The sequence below is a fragment of the Alistipes provencensis genome (genome assembly GCF_900083545.1).
GTDB lineage: Bacteria > Bacteroidota > Bacteroidia > Bacteroidales > Rikenellaceae > Alistipes > Alistipes provencensis.
In genome coordinates this window covers 2,651,599-2,669,616 of record NZ_LT559262.1, presented here as the reverse complement: position 1 = coordinate 2,669,616, position 18,018 = coordinate 2,651,599, and the positions used below count along the sequence as shown (strand labels likewise).

20 protein-coding genes and 1 tRNA gene are annotated in these 18,018 nt (G+C 59.0%); 12 read left to right on the top strand and 9 right to left on the bottom strand.

Features of this window, described 5'->3' with window-relative positions; all coding sequences use genetic code 11:
• Positions 1-4: 4 nt before the first annotated feature.
• Positions 5-1,786: a CocE/NonD family hydrolase gene (locus BN5935_RS10360; RefSeq protein WP_064976046.1), complete on the bottom strand. Its 1,782-nt coding sequence runs from the start codon at positions 1,784-1,786 to the stop codon at positions 5-7.
• 170 nt (positions 1,787-1,956) lie between these two features.
• Between BN5935_RS10360 and BN5935_RS10355 the strand changes: the two genes are divergently transcribed.
• Together BN5935_RS10355 and BN5935_RS10350 are read left to right on the top strand one after the other, a co-directional pair.
• Positions 1,957-2,805, top strand: coding sequence for a CvfB family protein (locus tag BN5935_RS10355; RefSeq protein WP_064976045.1), 849 nt, complete (start codon positions 1,957-1,959; stop codon positions 2,803-2,805).
• Complete coding sequence (locus BN5935_RS10350) at positions 2,792-3,556, top strand: class I SAM-dependent methyltransferase (RefSeq protein WP_064976044.1); 765 nt, start codon at positions 2,792-2,794, stop codon at positions 3,554-3,556. Before BN5935_RS10355 ends, BN5935_RS10350 begins: the two co-directional genes overlap by 14 nt.
• Before the next feature lie 31 nt (positions 3,557-3,587).
• Here the strand turns inward: BN5935_RS10350 and BN5935_RS10345 are convergent, their stop codons facing one another.
• From BN5935_RS10345 to BN5935_RS10330, 4 genes are all read right to left on the bottom strand, one after another.
• Positions 3,588-3,809: a DUF2795 domain-containing protein gene (locus BN5935_RS10345; RefSeq protein ID WP_019150042.1), complete on the bottom strand. Its 222-nt coding sequence runs from the start codon at positions 3,807-3,809 to the stop codon at positions 3,588-3,590.
• Positions 3,810-3,971: 162 nt separating this feature from the next.
• Positions 3,972-4,526 (bottom strand): cob(I)yrinic acid a,c-diamide adenosyltransferase, encoded by a 555-nt coding sequence (locus BN5935_RS10340; protein ID WP_064976043.1) that lies wholly within the window; start codon positions 4,524-4,526, stop codon positions 3,972-3,974.
• Positions 4,523-5,035, bottom strand: coding sequence for a hypothetical protein (locus BN5935_RS10335; protein ID WP_064976042.1), 513 nt, complete (start codon positions 5,033-5,035; stop codon positions 4,523-4,525). Before BN5935_RS10335 ends, BN5935_RS10340 begins: the two co-directional genes overlap by 4 nt.
• Before the next feature lie 5 nt (positions 5,036-5,040).
• Positions 5,041-6,312 carry a BaiN/RdsA family NAD(P)/FAD-dependent oxidoreductase gene (locus BN5935_RS10330; RefSeq protein ID WP_064976041.1) on the bottom strand — a complete coding sequence of 424 codons (1,272 nt, stop codon included), beginning with the start codon at positions 6,310-6,312 and terminating at the stop codon, positions 5,041-5,043.
• Positions 6,313-6,477: 165 nt separating this feature from the next.
• Between BN5935_RS10330 and BN5935_RS10325 the strand changes: the two genes are divergently transcribed.
• The 5 genes from BN5935_RS10325 (at position 6,478) to BN5935_RS10305 (ending at position 8,953) form a co-directional block, all read left to right on the top strand.
• Positions 6,478-7,416, top strand: coding sequence for a transcription antitermination protein NusB (locus tag BN5935_RS10325; RefSeq protein ID WP_064976040.1), 939 nt, complete (start codon positions 6,478-6,480; stop codon positions 7,414-7,416).
• A 13-nt stretch (positions 7,417-7,429) separates the two neighbouring features.
• Positions 7,430-7,843, top strand: a complete 414-nt coding sequence (locus tag BN5935_RS10320; protein WP_064976039.1) for a DUF1573 domain-containing protein — start codon at positions 7,430-7,432, stop codon at positions 7,841-7,843.
• Between the two features lie 164 nt (positions 7,844-8,007).
• Positions 8,008-8,328, top strand: a complete 321-nt coding sequence (gene yajC / locus BN5935_RS10315) for a preprotein translocase subunit YajC (RefSeq protein ID WP_064976038.1) — start codon at positions 8,008-8,010, stop codon at positions 8,326-8,328.
• A gap of 72 nt (positions 8,329-8,400) precedes the next feature.
• A complete protein-coding gene (locus BN5935_RS10310; protein ID WP_010258744.1) occupies positions 8,401-8,649 on the top strand; it encodes a TIGR03905 family TSCPD domain-containing protein in 249 nt (82 codons plus the stop codon).
• Between the two features lie 52 nt (positions 8,650-8,701).
• On the top strand, positions 8,702-8,953 hold the full coding sequence (locus tag BN5935_RS10305) for a GlsB/YeaQ/YmgE family stress response membrane protein (RefSeq protein WP_064976037.1): 252 nt from the start codon (positions 8,702-8,704) through the stop codon (positions 8,951-8,953).
• 204 nt (positions 8,954-9,157) lie between these two features.
• Here BN5935_RS10305 and BN5935_RS10300 read toward each other — a convergent pair.
• Positions 9,158-9,228: transfer RNA gene (locus tag BN5935_RS10300), tRNA-Gln, on the bottom strand.
• 143 nt (positions 9,229-9,371) lie between these two features.
• Here BN5935_RS10300 and nhaD point away from each other — a divergent pair.
• Positions 9,372-10,718 carry a sodium:proton antiporter NhaD gene (gene nhaD / locus BN5935_RS10295; protein WP_204244905.1) on the top strand — a complete coding sequence of 449 codons (1,347 nt, stop codon included), beginning with the start codon at positions 9,372-9,374 and terminating at the stop codon, positions 10,716-10,718.
• A gap of 38 nt (positions 10,719-10,756) precedes the next feature.
• Here nhaD and BN5935_RS10290 read toward each other — a convergent pair whose 3' ends face one another.
• Complete coding sequence (locus tag BN5935_RS10290; protein ID WP_064976035.1) at positions 10,757-11,584, bottom strand: VanW family protein; 828 nt, start codon at positions 11,582-11,584, stop codon at positions 10,757-10,759.
• 2 nt (positions 11,585-11,586) lie between these two features.
• Complete coding sequence (locus tag BN5935_RS10285) at positions 11,587-11,961, bottom strand: thioesterase family protein (protein WP_064976034.1); 375 nt, start codon at positions 11,959-11,961, stop codon at positions 11,587-11,589.
• A 71-nt stretch (positions 11,962-12,032) separates the two neighbouring features.
• Between BN5935_RS10285 and BN5935_RS10280 the strand changes: the two genes are divergently transcribed.
• Positions 12,033-12,611, top strand: a complete 579-nt coding sequence (locus BN5935_RS10280; RefSeq protein ID WP_064976922.1) for a DUF4294 domain-containing protein — start codon at positions 12,033-12,035, stop codon at positions 12,609-12,611.
• Between the two features lie 84 nt (positions 12,612-12,695).
• A complete protein-coding gene (gene ffh, locus BN5935_RS10275) occupies positions 12,696-14,027 on the top strand; it encodes a signal recognition particle protein (protein WP_064976033.1) in 1,332 nt (443 codons plus the stop codon).
• Positions 14,028-14,110: 83 nt separating this feature from the next.
• Here ffh and BN5935_RS10270 read toward each other — a convergent pair whose 3' ends face one another.
• Positions 14,111-14,740, bottom strand: a complete 630-nt coding sequence (locus BN5935_RS10270) for a hypothetical protein (protein ID WP_147625807.1) — start codon at positions 14,738-14,740, stop codon at positions 14,111-14,113.
• A gap of 355 nt (positions 14,741-15,095) precedes the next feature.
• Here BN5935_RS10270 and era point away from each other — a divergent pair, with 355 nt between their 5' ends.
• Both era and BN5935_RS10260 read left to right on the top strand, forming a co-directional pair.
• Positions 15,096-15,977 (top strand): GTPase Era, encoded by an 882-nt coding sequence (era, locus tag BN5935_RS10265; protein WP_064976031.1) that lies wholly within the window; start codon positions 15,096-15,098, stop codon positions 15,975-15,977.
• A 46-nt stretch (positions 15,978-16,023) separates the two neighbouring features.
• Entirely contained in the window at positions 16,024-18,012 is a 1,989-nt protein-coding gene (locus BN5935_RS10260; protein WP_064976030.1) for a tetratricopeptide repeat protein, read from the top strand.
• Positions 18,013-18,018 lie beyond the last annotated feature (6 nt).

The window sequence follows — 18,018 nt, the reverse complement described above, 5'->3', positions numbered from 1 at the left end:
GGAATCAGAGTTTAAGGACGGAGACGGACGACGCGCGGTCGCGCTGGTGGAAAAGCGTCACCCGGCAGGGCACGAAATCCGATGCCGTACAGCGCCACAGATCGACGAACTGCTGGGGACTGCGCTCCATGAGCGGGAACCACGAGCTTTGCACCTGCACCATGATCCGGTGTCCGGCGCGGAACGTGTGGGCGATGTCCGTCGTGCGCAGCCGCACGCATTCGGGCCTGCCCGGAGAGAAGGCTTTGGGGCGGGTGAATCCGTCGCGGTAACGTCCCCGCACGGCATCGCCCCGCACCAACCGCTGTTCGCCCCCGTCGGGGAAGCAGTCGATCAGCTTCACGACGAAATCGGCATCCGAGGTCGACAACGCCGCCTCGAGCGCCGCCTCGACGGGTCCCACGAGGGTCACATCCTCCGTGAGCGGTTCGGTGACGAAGGTCAGCACGTCCTGACGGCCCGCAAGGAACCGTTGGTCGGCGACCATATACTCCTTGGGCCGCCGTGTGCCGGAGGTTTCGACATAGGGCACGGGGTCGGCGGGATCGGAGAGATAGGCGGTCGAGGAGTTTTTGGCCGTGGGGCGTTCTTCCGTCAGGCGGCCGCCGTCGGCCAGATAGAGGGTCATCCGGCGGGCCCCGGCGGGCGTCCAGCGGTCGAACGTGTGCCAGCGGTTGTCGCCCGAGGAAAAGACCGCCACGGGCGGCAGGCGGTCGACGGTATCGCGGGCCCAAAGGTAGCAGTCGAAGAACGGCGCCTCGAAGTTTTCCATATAATGTTTCCCGGAGGCCTCCTCGCCGAAATCGTACGCCCCCAGTTTCCGGCCGTCACCGGTCCATGCCCCGTGCGCCCACGGGCCCACGACCAGATGCACCGGCGTCGGAGAGCTCTGCCGCACCACGGCCCGATAGAGGTTCCACGCCCCGTAGCAATCCTCGGCATCGTAGGTTCCGCCCACGACGAGCATCGCAGGACGGATGTTGTAGCACGCCCGGCGCGTGTCGCGCGCCCGCCACCACTCGTCGTAGTCGGGATGTCCGGACATCTCCTCCCAAAAGGCGTTGGGGGCCAGCAGTTTCGTCAGATCGGCCCGCGCGGGGTGTTCCAGAAAGAACGTGCGTTCGTCGGGCGAGAGGGTCAGTTCCCGCCGGGGCGTCCCCTCCGGCGGGGTGTTCATCGAATGGAGGAACCGCACGGCATCGCTCAGCATCAGAATGCCGTTGTGGTGCACGTCGTCGCCCATGTACCAGTCGGTCACGGGAGCCTGCGGCGAAACGGCCTTCACCGCCGGGTGTCCGCTCAGGGCCCCCATCAGGGCGTAGAATCCCGGATAGGAACAGCCGGCGAAACCCACGCGGCCGTTGTTGCCGGGAATGTGTTTCACCAGCCACTCGACCGTGTCGTAGCTGTCCGTGGCCTCGTCCACGTCGCCGAAGCCCACCGGACGGATGTGCATGAACTCACCCTCGCTCCGGTTACGTCCCCGGACATCCTGCTGAACGATGATGTAGCCCCGGTCGACATAGCTGCGCAGGTAGCCTTTATCGAATGCGGCGGGAAATTTGCCGGCGCCGTAGGGCCCCGTGCCGTAAGGCGTGCGGAAGATGATGATCGGCGCGCGGCCCGGAGTTTTGGGGGTGTAGACCGAGGTATGGAGGCGGACGCTGTCGCGCATGGCGATGCGGTATTCGGCCTTGTCGTAAAGCGAACTGATAGGCTGGGCGCACGCGGCGGCGACAGCCAGCAGACCGCCCCAGAGCAGCAGCAGGAATCGGCGGAGTCTCATGGCAGGATTGGTTTTAGCTTCCCGTAAAGATAGCTTTTTTCCTATCAAAACACAAAAATACACCCCGAAGCCCCGACAAAAGCACCATTTCTTCCGACGGGCAGGAGCGCGGCGTTTGGATTCGGCCGAAAATAAACGTACTTTTGTTGCGTATTTTTCAATAAACGACTATGCTCAGAGCAGGACGCACACAAACCCTCACCGTAAGCCGCGTATCGGAATACGGCCTATACCTCGCAGATGAGGAGCAGAACGAGGTTCTGCTGCCCAACCGCTACACCTCGCTGACGGACAAGGTCGGCGACCAAAAAGAGGTATTCCTCTACCACGACTCCGAGGACCGGCTGGTGGCGACGACCGAAACGCCGCTGCTGCGCGCCGACGAAGCGGGCTACCTGCGCGTGGTGGACAAGACGGCCCACGGGGCGTTTCTCGACTGGGGGCTCCACGGCAAGGATCTCTTCCTCCCCAACCGCAACCAGCAGGGCGGCATCTTCGCCGGGCAAAGCTATGTCGTCTACCTCTACGAAGACAACATCACGGGCCGCTGTGTGGCCACGACCAAGCTCAAAGGCTTCATCAACAACGACCTGATCTCGGTAAAACCCCGCGAGGAGGTTTCGCTGCTCGTCGCCTCGGAGAGCGAGATCGGCTACCGCGTGATCGTCAACAACCGCCACTGGGGCATGATCTACCGCAACCAGATATTCCGTCCGGTAGCCGTCGGCGACCGCCTGACGGGTTATGTCCGCCGCATCACCGAGGACAACCGCATCGACGTAAGTCTCCAGCAGGCCGGATTCGCGCAGGTGAAGGACTCGGCCCAGACGCTGCTCCAACTGGTCCGCGACAACGGCGGATTCCTCCCCCTGAACGACGACAGCGCCCCGGAGGAGGTGACGCGCCTGACGCAGATGAGCAAAAAGGTTTTCAAGCGTTCGCTGGGGATGCTCCTCAAGCGCGGCGAGGTCGAGGTCGGTGAAAAGGGAATAAACTGCAAGACCCATGGCGAAGATTAACACCGCAGAGCGGGTCTCGGGAGAGGCTTCCGACAATTTCGTGTTTCAGCGTTCGCTGCTGGCCTACCACGCCGCGGCGGAGCGCATTGCAGGCGACGTGCTCGAGATCGGCACGGGAAGCGGCTACGGCATCGAGGTCGTGGCGCCCCACGCCCGGCGGTTCGTCACCGTGGACAAGCACGTCCCGGCGCCGGAGCTGCTCGAACTGCCCAACGTCGAGTTCCGGCAGGCCGAGGTGCCGCCGCTGGATTTCCCCAAGCAGAGTTTCGACTGCGTGATCTCGTTCCAAGTGATCGAGCATATTCAGCGTGACGGTGATTTCGTGCGCGAGATCGCCCGCGTACTGCGCCCGGGCGGACGTTTCATCGTGACGACGCCCAATGCCCCGATGTCGCTGACGCGCAACCCGTGGCATGTGCGCGAATACACGGCCGAGGGGCTCCGGAAGCTCCTCGCCGGGAGTTTCTCCACGGTCGAAGCCCTCGGGGTGTTCGGGGATGAAAAAGTGATGGATTATTACGAAGAGAACCGCCGCAGCGTCCGCCGCATCACGAGGTTCGACATTCTGGACCTCCAGCACCGCCTGCCGCGCCGCCTGCTGCAACTGCCCTACGACCTGCTGAACCGGCTCAACCGCCGCAAGCTCCTGAAGCAGAACACCGACCTGACGACCTCGATCCGAATGGACGACTACCGCATCGACCCGGTCGGCGCGAATTGTTTCGACCTGTTCTACGTCGCCACGAAATAAAAAATGCGGAGGTCAGCCTCCGCATTTCTCATTAATATTCTTCCTCGTTGAAGAAAAAATCGTCCTTCGAGGGATAGTCGGGCCAGATGTCCTCGATCGATTCGTAAATCTCACCCTCGTCCTCTATTTCCTGCAGGTTTTCGAGCACCTCGAGCGGCGCTCCCGAACGTACCGCATAGTCAATTAACTCCTCTTTGGTTGCGGGCCAGGGTGCATCTTCGAGCTTCGAAGCCAATTCAAGTGTCCAATACATAGTCACAAAGTTTTTAAGTTCCCAAATATCAATGGATTATAAGCCCCGCAAGGCTCTTGATCCTATATGACTGATTTGCAAAAGTATAAAAAAATTGAGAAAAACAAAGAAAAAACGATAAAACATCGTTATTACATCTGCATACCTCAGCCAATCAGCGATTTAAGGAATCCACAAAACCTCTTTCACCTCATAATGAGCCGTCAGCGTGCGTCCGAGCAGGTAAAAGTAGTCCGAAAGACGGTTCAGCCAGACCAGCACCGAGGGGTCGACGCCGTATTTCGCATCGGCCCGGAGCGCCGCGCGTTCGGAACGCCGGCAGACCGTGCGGCAGACGTGGCACAGCGACACGGCGGCGTGGCCGCCGGGGATCGTGAACTTGTCGATCGGCGCAAGCGCCCCCTGCATGGCGTCGATGCGCCCTTCGAGCCATGTAACGACCGCAGGGTCCAGCGGTGAGACCTTGTCGCTCCCCGACTCGCCCGTCGCCAGCAGCGCCTCGACGCTCATCAGCCGCGAAAGGATGCGGTTCAGGTCGTCGACGTAAGCCGCCAGCGCCTCGTCCGGACGCAGGTTGTCGGCCAGCAGGGCCGTGAAGGCCGCCAGTTCGTCCACCGAGCCGTAAGCCTCGACCCGCTCGTCGGTCTTGAAGACCCGTTCGCCGCCGATCAGCGAAGTGGTCCCCTTGTCGCCTGTCTTGGTATATACCTTACTCATATCCGGAAGTGTTGTTTCGGTAAATGGTTATTGAAAATCAGCAGGTAACCGCGGTTGTCGACCGTCGTCGAACGATGCCGCGCAACGATCTGGGCACACAGCGCCTGCCGCACCTGCCCGTCGTAGGGCGACATCACCGCCAGAGTATGCCCCGCTTCGGCCGCCGCACGCACCAGCGCCAGCGTCTCCGTCCGCGGCAGGTCGCGCGTCGCCACACACAGCTCCGCATCCGCACGATTCAGGCCAAACGAACCGTAACCGCAGTGTATCGCGAGGTTTTGTAACTGCGTGGCGCGCCGTCGGGAGATGCCCGCGGCCGTCAGGGATTCGTAGACCGTCCGGTCGCCCGGAAGCAGTCCGTCGCGCATGAACACCTCGCGCACGATGTCGTAAACGAACGGCGAATGCACCCCGTGTCCGCGGAAATAACGGGCGCGGGAGAGACGGTTGCGCAGTTCCGCAACCCGCCCGGGCAACCGGAGTGAAAGAGGATATTCGCCGAACCTCATGGTCTCTATTTTTTGAGCATGCCGGCCAGACGCCCCGTCGAAAAGGCGATCTGGAGGTTGTAACCGCCCGTGTTGGCGTCGAGGTCGAGCACCTCGCCGGCGAAATACAGCCCTTTGATTTTCAGCGACTCCATCGTATAGGGATTCACCTCCTCGCAACGCACGCCGCCGGCCGTCGTGACGGCATATTCAAATGGCGCATAGTCTGTGATCGGGAAAGTCAGCCCTTTGAGCGTCCGCACGAGGCGCGTGATCTGCTCCTCGGTGAGTTTGCTGACATAGCAATTCGCCCGGACGTCGATCTCCTGCGCCAACGGCATCACCAGCGGTTTGGGAACCAGCTTGCGCAGCAATTCGCCGAAGAACTCCGTGGGAGCCAACTCGGCCAGTTCGCGGGCGATGCGGTCGCGCAGGACCTCCTCCGTGAGCGCGGGTTTCAGGTCGAGCGTCAGCTTCACCCGCTTGCCGTCGATCAGGGCGTCCACCGCATCGCGGCTCATGCGCAGCGCCACGGCGCCCTCGATGCCGCGGTCGGAGAACCCGATCTCGCCGAACTCCTCACGCACGGGCTCGTTCTCGACATAAAGGGTCGCACGCACGTTGCGCAGCATCACCTTGTCGAGGTACCTCATCTGGGCGTGCGACGAGACGAGCGGCGTCAGCGACGGGCGCAGCGGCTCGATCGTGTGGCCCAAGTCGGCGGCAAAGGCATAGCCGTCGCCCGTCGATCCGGTCGCGGGATAGGAGACGCCGCCCGTGGCGAGGATCACCTGCGCACACTCCTCCTTGCGTTCGAAGCCCCGCTTGTTGATATATTTCACGCCGAAAACCTTGTTCCCGAGGGTCATGATCTCCGTGACACGCGTATCGTAGATGAGTTTGACGCCGTTCTCGAAGCAGTATTCCAGCAGGGCGTTGGCGATGTCCCACGCCTTGCCGCTCTTGGGAAAGACCCGCTCGCCGCGCTCAATTTCGAGTTTCACGCCCGCACGCTCGAAAAATTTGATCGCCGCGCGGTTGTTGAACTCGGCGAACGCCGGCGCAAAAAAGTCGGCGTTGGTGCGCATCTGCTCCGCAAACTCCTCGGCAGGCCGGGCGTTGGTGACGTTGCAGCGGCCTTTGCCGGTAATGCGGACCTTGCGGCCCGACTTCTCCATCTTCTCGATCAGCAACACACGGAGCCCGTTGCGCGCCGCGGTCCCCGCGGCCATCATGCCCGCAGCGCCCGCCCCGACGACGATTACGTCATACGGCTGTTTTTCTTCCATTTGTTCCATACGGGTGCAAAGATAGGGATTTTCCGCAAAAAGGTGTTCATTCAGGGCGGCTAAAATGCCGGTCCGGACCGGCAATAGCCCGGTTATGTGCAAATAAATTTGGCAGTCCGCTCGGCTTGCACTATCTTTGCCGCCGTCAAAACCGTTCCAATCGTTCTAAAAGATATGTTGAGCAGAAGATTACTCCGTATAAAGGTCGTCAAGGCGCTGTTCGCCCACCTCAAGTCGGGTGCCGACAATATGATCGCGTCGGAAAAGACGCTCATGGCGTCCGTCGACAAGGCCTACGACCTCTATTTCCAGATACTGATCCTCCCCGTGGAGATCGCGCGCTACGCCGAGCAGCGTCAGGAGCTGGCCAAACAGAAGAAACTGCCGACATTCGAAGACCTCAATCCCAACACCAAGTTCGTGGACAACGCCGTGATCCGCACCATCGCCAACAGCGACGCGGTGAACGACCATGTCGCCGCCCGCAAGCTGGGCTGGACGAGATACCCCGAGTTGATCCGCACGCTCTACACGCAGCTCATCGAGAGCGACTATTATAAGGAGTACATGCAGCGCGAGGAGCGCCCGTTCGACGAGGACAAAAAACTGCTGGAAGAGTTTTTCAAAGAACTCCAGAACTGCGAGGCGCTGGACGACGTGCTCGAAGAGATGTCGATCCTCTGGAGCGACGACCTCCCCTATATTATTATGATGATCCTGCGCACGCTGTCGGGGCTGCGCGTGTCGCACACCGAACTGCGGGTTCCCCCGAAATTCAAGAGCGACGAGGACCCGGCGTTCGTCAAGACGCTGTTCGAAAAGTCGCTGGTCAACTACACGACCTATCAGGACTACATCGAAAAGTTCACCTCGAACTGGGACGTCGAGCGCATCGTCTTCATGGACAACCTCATCATCGGCACGGCGATGGCCGAGCTGACCTCGTTCCCGTCGATCCCCGTGAAGGTGACGCTCGACGAGTGGATCGAAATTTCGAAATACTATTCCACTCCGGGCAGCAGCACCTTCATCAACGGCGTACTGGACAAGATCGTCGAGTCGCTGACCGCCGAGGGAAGCATCAAAAAGGCAGGCCGCGGCCTGATCGAATAACCCCTTCTCCGGCATGTTCCGCGCGCTTGCGATCCTTTTTTTGGCCGCCCTGACGGCTGCATGCGGCACCCGGCCGCAGACGACCGAACGCAAAGGCCGGATTATCGCGCTTACGGATTCGATGCTCACCACGGGAGGCACCGACACCGTGCGTTTCGGACGCCTCGGATCGGGCGAGATCGCCCAGTTGCGGCTGTGGCTGGCCAACGACGCGAGCCGTCCGGTGGCCGTCGCCTCCTACCGGCGCAGTTGCGGATGCACGACCCTCGAATTTGATTCCCAGCCCATTGCTCCGGGGGACGCTCAGCAGGTGACGCTCACGTTCGATTCGCGCGGCGAATGGGGCTGGCAGCTCAAAACCATGGACATCTCGCTGGCGGGCGCACAGCAGCCCCTGCGGCTCTTCATCGAAGCCGATGTGGAATAAATGCTTGTTTATTCCGCAATAATTCGTATCTTTGGGGTCGTAACGACCCTTTTAGGAGTCGGGCCGTTTTGCAAAACCGGGTCCAATCCGGTTTTGGCATTGTCCGTTCTTTTTCGTATCTTTGCTTCGTTCACTGAAATAAACACTTAAAACAGAATAACAGTATGATTAATTTTCTTCAGGGCGCGCCCATAGAACCCCAGCCGGGTTTCATGCAGCAGTACAGTTTCATCATTATGATCGGCCTCATGGTGCTGGTTCTCTGGCTCTTCATGTGGCGTCCCGAGTCCAAGCGCCGCAAGCAGATGCAGGAGTTCCGCAACAGCCTGAAAAAGGGCGACAAGATCATCACCGCCGGCGGTATCTACGGCGTCGTGAAGGAGATCAAGGAGACCACCCTGCTGATCGAGGTTGACGGCAACGTCACGCTGCGCATCGACAAGAACATGGTCGTAGCCGACAACTCGGACCTCCAGCGTCAGTAGAGGTAACCGACATATCATAAAGAGCTGCAATGATTTGCGGCTCTTTTTGTTTCTTTCGTCACACGACAGCTTATGATACGGAAAATAACCCACGCCTGCGAGGGAACCTGCTCGCGGCAGATCGAGATCGAGGTGGAGGACGGCATCGTCCGCAGCGTCGCATTCACGGGCGGCTGCCACGGCAACCAGCAGGGCGTCGCGGCGCTCGTGCGGGGCATGAAGGCTGCGGAAGCCGTGGCGCGTCTCGAAGGCATCGACTGCCGGGGCCGGGGCACCTCGTGTCCCGATCAGTTGGCAAAAGCGCTGAAAAAGGCGTTGTGAGCGGTTCGGGAACGAATTTTGCAACAAGTCGTGTGTTCTAAAACGCACGAATATGTATTTTCTATGGTATCTGCTCCTCGGCCTGACGGCCGGATGGATCGCCAACCTGATCGTCAAGGGAGGCAGCTCGGGACTCTTCGTCAACCTGATCGTCGGGCTTATCGGCGGTGTGCTGGGAGGCTGGATATTTTCACTTTTCGGATGGGTGCCCGTGGGCACGCTGGCCAGCTTGGCCACGGCCGTCATCGGCTCGGTCGTACTGCTGTGGATCGCGGCACTCGTCTCGCACCGCAAAATACGCTGACGCAGGCTTGCAGCAAAATAAGACCGGGAAACAGCACTCCATAAAGCCCTCCTTTTCAACGTTGCGAGTAAGCGAGAGCAAAGGCTGCTTGCAGACTATGCCGAGCGAAAGCAACGAAAAGGAACTTAAAGGAGGGTTTGGGAGGATTGTCCATGTGAGCTTTAGCTCAACAAAAAAGGATGGTCGCATGACCACCCTTTTTTGTTGAGCTGCCGGGATTCGAACCCAGAACGACAGAACCAAAATCTGCTGTGTTACCATTACACCACAGCTCAAACATTCGCTCGAAAGCGACGACAAAGATATATAAAAAATTCCAAAATCCAATCGGGACCACAAAAAATGCCTGATCCGACAACCGGAACACCGGCAATTTATTAACTTTGCAATTATCGTACTTTTAATTGATGCGCATATAATGATAACGACAATGATTCTGCTCTTCGTGGTGGGCTACCTGTTCATCGCACTCGAGCACAAGACGAGGATCGACAAATCGGCCGTCGCCCTGCTCATGGCGGGAGCGATCTGGACCGTCTTCAGTCTCATGGGCAACGATCCCAAGATCCAGCACGAACTGGTCGATCAGTTGGGTGACACCTGCGAGATACTGGTCTTCCTGATCGGCGCCATGACCATCGTGGACCTGATCGACAGTTACGGGGGATTCAGCGTCATCACCGACCACATCACCACGCGCAACAAGCGCAAGCTGATGTGGCTGCTCTCCATCATCACGTTCTTCATGTCGGCGGCGCTGGACAACATGACCACCACGATCATCATGGTCATGCTGCTGCGGCGGCTGATCGCCAACAAGAAAGAGCGGTGGATATTCGCCAGCGTGATCGTCATCGCCGCCAACAGCGGCGGCGCATGGTCGCCCATCGGCGACGTGACGACCATCATGCTGTGGATGCGCGGCAACGTCACGGCCTCGAACCTCGTCGCCAACCTCTTCCTGCCGTGCCTCGTGTCGGTAATCATCCCCACGGCCATCGCCAGCCGCTACGTCGCCGACAGGCCGGCGGCACAGGTCAGCGCCAAGGCCCTCGCAACGGGATGCCCCGAGTGCATCGGGCCGCGCCTGCGCAGGTTCATCCTCATCGTGGGCGTACTGAGCCTGCTGTTCGTGCCGGTCTTCAAGAGCCTCACCGGGCTGCCGCCCTACATGGGCATGATGGTGTCGCTGGGATTCATGTGGATACTGACCGAGATCATCTACGACCGCAAACGCAGCATCCGCAATATGGAGGAATCGATCCAGCCGCGCGTGTCGAAAGTACTGAAACACATCGACATGCCGACGATACTCTTCTTCCTCGGCATCCTGATGGCCGTAGGCGCCCTGCAAACCGGAGGCGTGCTGACCGACATGGCCGACTGGCTGGACAAGACCGTACACGAGGTATTCACCATCGCGGGGGCCATCGGCCTGCTCTCGTCGGTGGTGGACAACGTGCCGCTGGTGGCCGCCTGCATGGGCATGTACCCCGTTTCCGACGCCGCGGCGGTGGCTGCAAGCGTCGATCCGGCCTTCGCGCAGAATTTCGTGCAGGACGGCTTGTTCTGGCACCTGCTGACCTACTGCGCCGGTGTGGGCGGAAGCCTGCTGATTATCGGTTCGGCGGCGGGCGTCGTGGCGATGGGCCTCGAAAAGATCAACTTCGGGTGGTATCTCAAACGGATCACGCTGCTGGCTCTGGCGGGTTATGTGGCGGGAATCGCGGTGATCTGGCTCGAACACCTGATCGTCGGGCTGTAAGACAGAGGAAGCGGGGCAAATGCCCCGCTTCCTGCGTTTCAGGGTTCTCCGGTCGTCTCGGAAAGGAACGGCGAGTACATCATCAGCGCGTCGTTGCCGGTAATATACTGCACGTCGACACAACGCCCCTCGGTGTCGTAGACCTCGCGGAAAAGTTTGTTGTGACGGCTGTAACCGCCCCACCACTCGCTCTTCATGCAATGGTCGCGCTCGACGACGCGGTAGGCGAACTCCGGACGCCGGTCGGCCCGCCACTCCCCTTCGAGGAACTCCCCGCCGACGGTGACGTGGAGCCGGAACGTGGTCTGCGTGTCGTTGCGGATCATCAGGTCGCGGTAGGGATAGACGCATGTGGCGCCGCTGCCGAAAGGCTGCGTGCGGCCGCTGTCGGGAAAGACGTCGTAGGAGTGGCGGTAGCGTTCCACGACGGTCAGGGGCGTGTGGAGCGTCATCCAGAAGATCAGGTTCGACAACTGGCACAGCCCGCCCCCGACGCCCGGGCGGAAGGTGCCGCAAAAAAGCACGATGCCGTCGAGATACCCCTTGCGGCGTGTCGGATGCCCGATTAGCCGCCAGTAACTGAACGTCTCGCCGGGACGCAGGACCACGCCGTCGAGGTGTGCGGCGGCCAGCCGGAGGTTGGTGATCTTGTTATATTGGTACTGCATGTCCACGTCCTTCAGCTTGCGCAGCAGCGGTGTCCGGTGTTGGAAATGCAGGTGGGGACACCCCGGGGCCGAGGCTTTCCGGGCGAAGCGCAGTCCGCCGAAATACCACGTCCCGTAGCGCAGGAAGGTGTACCAGAGGCGGCCGCACCAGAGGCGCAACCGCGAGCGTTTCAGCGGTCGGGGCGTGGACTGCTCCACGGTCAGCCGAGTTTGGCCATGAATTTCGCGCGGTCGACGACGTAGCGGATGTGGACGCCCTCGCCGATCATCCCCTCGGCGTCGCGGGCCCCGACGTTGAAGGTCAGTTTGCGCCCCTCGACCTCGGTCAGCACGGCCGTGGCGGTGATTTCGGCGCCCAGTCCCGAGGGTTTGATGTGCGTGACGTTCATCTCGGCGCCGACGGTGGTCGAGCCTTCGGGCAGGCAGGAGGCCACGGCCGTCATCGCGGCGTTCTCCATCAGCGCCACCATCGCGGGCGTGGCGAATACATCGAGGTCGCCCGAACCCATCGCGGCGGCCGTATTGCCCGGGGCCACGGTCGCGGCGCTGCGGGCGGAAAGTCCTTTTTCAAGCATAATATCCTGCGTCTGAATTTCGTTTACGGAATATGATTATCTTTGCCAAAGATAAGCAAATTTCGCCGATCATGAAAAAATGGGCCGTCCTGCTGTTCCTCGCATCGTTTGCCGCGCTTCCCGAAGCGCAGGCGCAGGGCGGACGCGGCTTCTGGCATCAGGAGTGGGCCGTCGAGCGGGGCGATTCGATTCCGCTGGTCCACATCCTGCCGGTCTATGTCTTCAGCCGTCCGGTGGACCTGCGGCGTTACCGCCGGCTGGTGGACGCCGTGAAGAAGGTCTACCCCATTGCCAAGATCGCCCGGGCCAAGATGGCGACGATGGAGGCCGAACTGACTCGCCTGCCCACCAAGAAAGCCCAGAAGGAGTATATCAAGCAGATTTACCACGAAATCAAGGACGAATACACCCCCGTGCTGAAACGCATGACCCGCACGCAGGGCCGCGTGCTGCTGAAACTCATCGACCGCGAAACGGAATACACCGCCTACGAGGTGCTGAAGGAGTTCCGGGGCGGCTTCGTGGCGGGGTTCTGGCAGGGCATCTCGAAAATCTTCGGACAGGACCTCAAATCGCAGTACGACAAGGAGGGCGAGGACCGGATGATCGAGCAGATCGTCATTTATTACGAGGCCGGATTGCTCCGCTGATTCCAGTCTAAAAGTTAGGCCGCAAATTTGTGGCATTTTCCCGTTTTTTATTACCTTTGCCCTCTGAAACAAGCTACAACAACCATGTTTGAAAATTTAACAGATAAACTCGAACGGTCGTTTAAAATCCTCAAGGGCGAGGGCCGCATCTCCGAAATCAACATCGCGGAGACGCTCAAGGAGATTCGCCGCGCGCTGATCGACGCCGACGTCAACTACAAGGTAGCCAAGTCCTTCACCGACGAGGTGAAGCAGAAGGCGCTGGGTCAGGACGTGCTCAAGGCCGTCAAGCCGGGCCAGATGATGACCAAGATCGTGCGCGACGAGCTGGCCGAACTGATGGGCGGCACGGCCACAGACATCCGGCTGGAGGGTACGCCGGCCGTGATCCTGATCGCGGGTCTGCAAGGTTCGGGTAAGACCACCTTCTCGGGCAAGCTGGCCGCGATGCTCAAGTCGAAGAAGGGCCGTCAGGTATTGCTGGTAGCCGGCGACGTCTACCGTCCCGCGGCCATCGACCAGTTGAAGGTGCTCGGCGGGCAGATCGGCGTGGAGGTCTACACCGAAGAGGGCAGCAAGAATCCGGTGCAGATCGCCGAGAACGGTATCAAATACGCCCGTCAGAACAACTGCAACGTGGTGATCGTCGATACGGCGGGACGTCTGGCCGTGGACGAGGCGATGATGCAGGAGATCACGGCCATCAAAGCTGCCGTGAAGCCTTCGGAGACGCTGTTCGTGGTGGACGCCATGACAGGTCAGGACGCCGTGAACACCGCCAAGGAGTTCAACGACCGGTTGGATTTCGACGGCGTGGTCCTCACGAAGCTGGACGGCGACACCCGCGGCGGCGCTGCCATTTCGATCCGTTCGGTGGTCAACAAGCCCCTCAAATTCATTTCGAGCGGCGAGAAGATGGACGCCCTGCAGGTGTTCCACCCCGAGCGTATGGCCGACCGGATTCTGGGCATGGGCGACGTCGTGTCGCTCGTGGAACGTGCGCAGGAGCAGTTCGACGAGGAGGAGGCCCGCAAGCTGAAAAAGAAGCTGGTCAAGAACCAGTTCAACTTCAACGACTTCATCTCGCAGATTCAGCAGATCAAGAAGATGGGTAATCTCAAGGATCTGGCTTCGATGCTTCCGGGCATGGGCAAGATGCTCAAGAACGTGGATATTCCGGACGACGTGTTCAAGCAGACCGAGGCGATCATTTCGTCGATGACCCCGGCGGAGCGCGAGCGGCCCGAGATTATCAACGCCCGCCGCCGCGAACGCATCGCCAAGGGTTCGGGCACAACGATGGCCGACGTGAACCGCCTGATGAAGCAGTTCGAGGACACGCGCAAGATGATGAAAACCGTCGCCGGCGGCAACCTGAAGATGCCCAAGATGCCGGGCGGCATGATGAGGCGGTAGGCAACATTTTACAAAACTTCATGACAAAAAGGCTCTCGAAAACGAGAGCCTTTTTATATTCATGTGAAACCCGGTGGGAAATGCTACTTTTCGTAGAATGTCCTGCCGCTATCGTTGGTCTCATAGGATTTTCCGCTGCGTCCTTCATAATATTTTTCTCCGAACAATCCCGATTTCTCGGTCACCTTATCGCCATTGTCGAGCGAAAACCGCTTCTTTTTCGAACCTCCTCCGTCGAACAAGGCAATGATCGTCATCACGACACTCAACAGAAACAAAGCGACCGAAATAGCAATGGTCAGCAAAATAAGGGCAACAAGTATCGGGAAAATAGACGGTCCCAGAATAGCAAGCATCACACAAGTGAACAATCCATATCCGATTTTCTGACCGGTCGTCGAGAACAAATACAAATGCCGTTTCAAATAATATATCCAGTAGGCAGCACAACACAGAAACGGAAACATTGCCTGAAAAACCATCACTACAGACATGCTAACCGACAAATCAGAAGAAGAATTTACGGGCGACAAGCTCGTGACTACACCCATCAGCAGGGAACTAATAAGTATGGCTCCGATAGATATACCCGTCACGATCAGAACATGCCTGCTCAAATCGGATTTGTAATCAGGATGGGTCTTCCGGGTGAATTTTTCTTCCAGCGTGTTTATGCCCCGGTAAACATACACAAGCAAATTAAAACGTTTCATCATTCAAGGAGTTAGAATTTTACATCAAGCAAATGTTAAAACACAAAAAACGCGGACAAACTTCGTTCATCCGCCTTCGAGGCCTTGGACTGCCCAACTAACAAAATGAAGAAAATGCCCGCGCCGTAAAACAGCACGAACATCAACTCTCATTCCCGTCAGTTTCAAAAGTGTCCAAGTTTCGAAAGCAAGAAGAAAAGCCGATGCGCTTTTATATGTCGTTGCCGCCACGGCGGCATTAAAAATCAAAAATTTCTATCTTTCCATAGGCAGCTCGATTTTGGTATATTGTTGAGCAAATATAGGATAAATTCGATAAAAAACCTATCTTTGTTGCTCAAAACAGCATATTCCAATGCATAAATCGGGCTTCGTAAATATCATCGGCAACCCCAATGTGGGCAAATCGACGCTGATGAACGCCTTGGTCGGCGAAAAACTCTCGATCATCACCTCGAAAGCGCAGACCACGCGCCACCGCATCATGGGCATCGTCTCGGGCGAGGATTTCCAGATCGTTTACTCCGACACGCCGGGCATTCTGAAGCCCTCGTACAAGTTGCAGGAGTCGATGATGAAATTCGTGACCGGAGCCGTGACCGACGCCGACGTGATCCTCTATGTGACGGACACCGTCGAGCGAAGCGACCGTTCGGCCGAGATCATCGAGCGCATCAACCAGAGCGGCATCCCGACGATCGTAGTCATCAACAAAATCGACCTCTCGACACCCGAAGCGCTGGACGCGCTGGTGGACAAATGGCAGGCCGAGATTCCCGGGGCACGGATCGTCCCGGTGTCGGCCAAGGAGAATTTCAACGTCGAAGGGGTGTTCAAAATCATCCTCGAACTGCTGCCCGAAGGCCCGGCGTTCTACCCAAAAGATACGCTCACGGACAAGACCCTGCGGTTCTTCGCCTCGGAGATCATCCGCGAGAAGATCCTCAAATTCTACGACAAGGAGATCCCCTACTGCTGCGAGATCGAGATCGAAAGCTACAAGGAGGAGCCGACGATCGACCGCATCGCGGCGACGATCTATGTAGCCCGCGACTCGCAGAAGGGCATCCTGATCGGACACAAGGGCGAAAAACTGAAGAAAGTCGGCCAGACGGCCCGCGAGGACATGGAACAGTTTCTCGGCAAGAAGGTCTTCCTGCAACTTTTCGTCAAGGTCGCCGACGACTGGCGCAACAACGAACGCCAGTTGCGCCGATTCGGATACGAGCAGGAATAATAAATCGAACAAAAAGGCCGTTTTAAGCGTAAACGAAAATTCGAGCATGCGGAAACTCATCTTCGGAATCATACTGGGAGCCGCCCTGCTGTGCGGCATGAAGGCGCACGCACAGTACAACCGGGAGTATTTCTTCTGGATGGGCCGTTCGTCGATGATGAACAACGACTACCAAGAGGCCATCCGCACCCTGAATACCCTGCTGCGCTTCGACGAGGACGCTTTCGAAGGCTACTTCCTGCGCGGCATCGCCAAATACAACCTCGACGACCTGCTGGGCGCCGAAGCCGATTTCTCGACCGCCATCCGGCTGAACCCCGTCTACACGCAGGCCTACACCTACCGGGCCATCACCCGTTCGCGGCTGGGCAACTACGACGACGCCCTGCAGGATTTCCGCGAGGCGATCGAACTGCGTCCCGACCTGCCGGGACCCTATTACAGCCGCGGCGTGACGCGCCTGCTGAACCAGCAGTTCAAGGAGGCCATCGAGGATTTCGACAAGTTCATCCGTCAGGAGAACAAGGTCGCCGACGCCTTCATCTGCCGGGGCCTCAGCTACCTGCACCTGAAGGACACCACCCGGGCCTACGAGAACTTCAACACCGCGATCCGTACCAACCGCGAGAATCCCAACGGCTACAACCGCCGCGGATCGCTGCACCTGCAGCAAGAGCAGTACAAGGAGGCCGAAGCGGATTTCAACAAGGCCATTTCGTGCGACTCCGCCTATGTGCTCTCCTATTTCAACCGCGCGCTGGTCTACAACGCCACCAACCGCCCGATGCAAGCGCTCGCGGATTTCGACAAGGTGATCCAGCTCGACTCGACCAACTCGCTGACCTACTTCAACCGCGCCATGCTGCGCACCCAGATCGGCGACTACAACCGCGCACTCGAAGATTACGACAAAGTGGCGCTCTACTCGCCCAACAACGTGCTGGTCTACTACAACCGGGCGGGCGTCTACGCCCAACTGGGCGAGATCGAGCAGGCCGTGGCGGACTACACGTCGGCCATCAAGCTCTACCCCGATTTCGCCAACGCCTACATCTACCGCGGACGCCTGCGCGAATTCCTGAACGACCCGCAGGGCGCCAAGTCCGACCGCGCGATCGCCCAGAAGAAGATCGCCGATTACCGTTCGCGCCTGAGCGACAGCACCTATTCGATCTACGCCGACACCACGCAGCGTTTCGACCGCCTGCTGTCGTTCGACAGCAAGTTCGCGGGCGGCAGCTTCGACCGCATCACGGGCCACAACGGCGGCCGCGAGGAGATGCGCCTGCTGCCGCTGTTCAAGTTCACGCTGATGCGTGCCGACACCGCGCCGACCGTCACACGCTACCATTTGCAGCGCGTGGAGGACTTCCGCAAGCGCGTCGACAACGAGTACCTCACCCTCTCGTGCCGCGAAAGCAACATCCCGGCCGACTCGCTCGTGATGCTCGACAAGCAGTATGTGCAGGAGCTCAATGCGAGCAACCCCTCGTGGACGGTGCTCTTCGAGCGCGGCGTCACGCAGTCGCTCATCAAGCAGTACACCAACTCGGTGAATACTTATTCATCGGCCATCGAGCTCAATCCGTCGAACCCGTTCCTCTACCTGAACCGTTCGACGACGCGTGCCGAGATGATCGACTTCATCTCGTCGATCGACAACTCGTACCAGCGGATCACGATCGACTCGGACCCCGCCAACCGGCTGAACAACAACTCGAAACGCACATACAGCTACGACGAGGCCGTGGCCGACCTGAACAAGGCCGTCAAGCTCTTCCCCGATTTCGCCTACGCCTACTACAACCGCGCCAACCTGCTGGCCCTCTCGGGCAGTCTGCCGGAGGCTTACGAGGACTATTCGAAGGCCATCGAGCTGAACCCGGCATTCGCCGAGGCGTACTACAACCGCGGTATCATCCAGATATTCATGAAGGACACCCGCAAAGGCTGTCTCGATATTTCGAAAGCCGGCGAACTGGGCATCCTCGAAGCCTACGAGGTGCTGAAACGCTACGCACAACTGGAGAACTAACTCAAA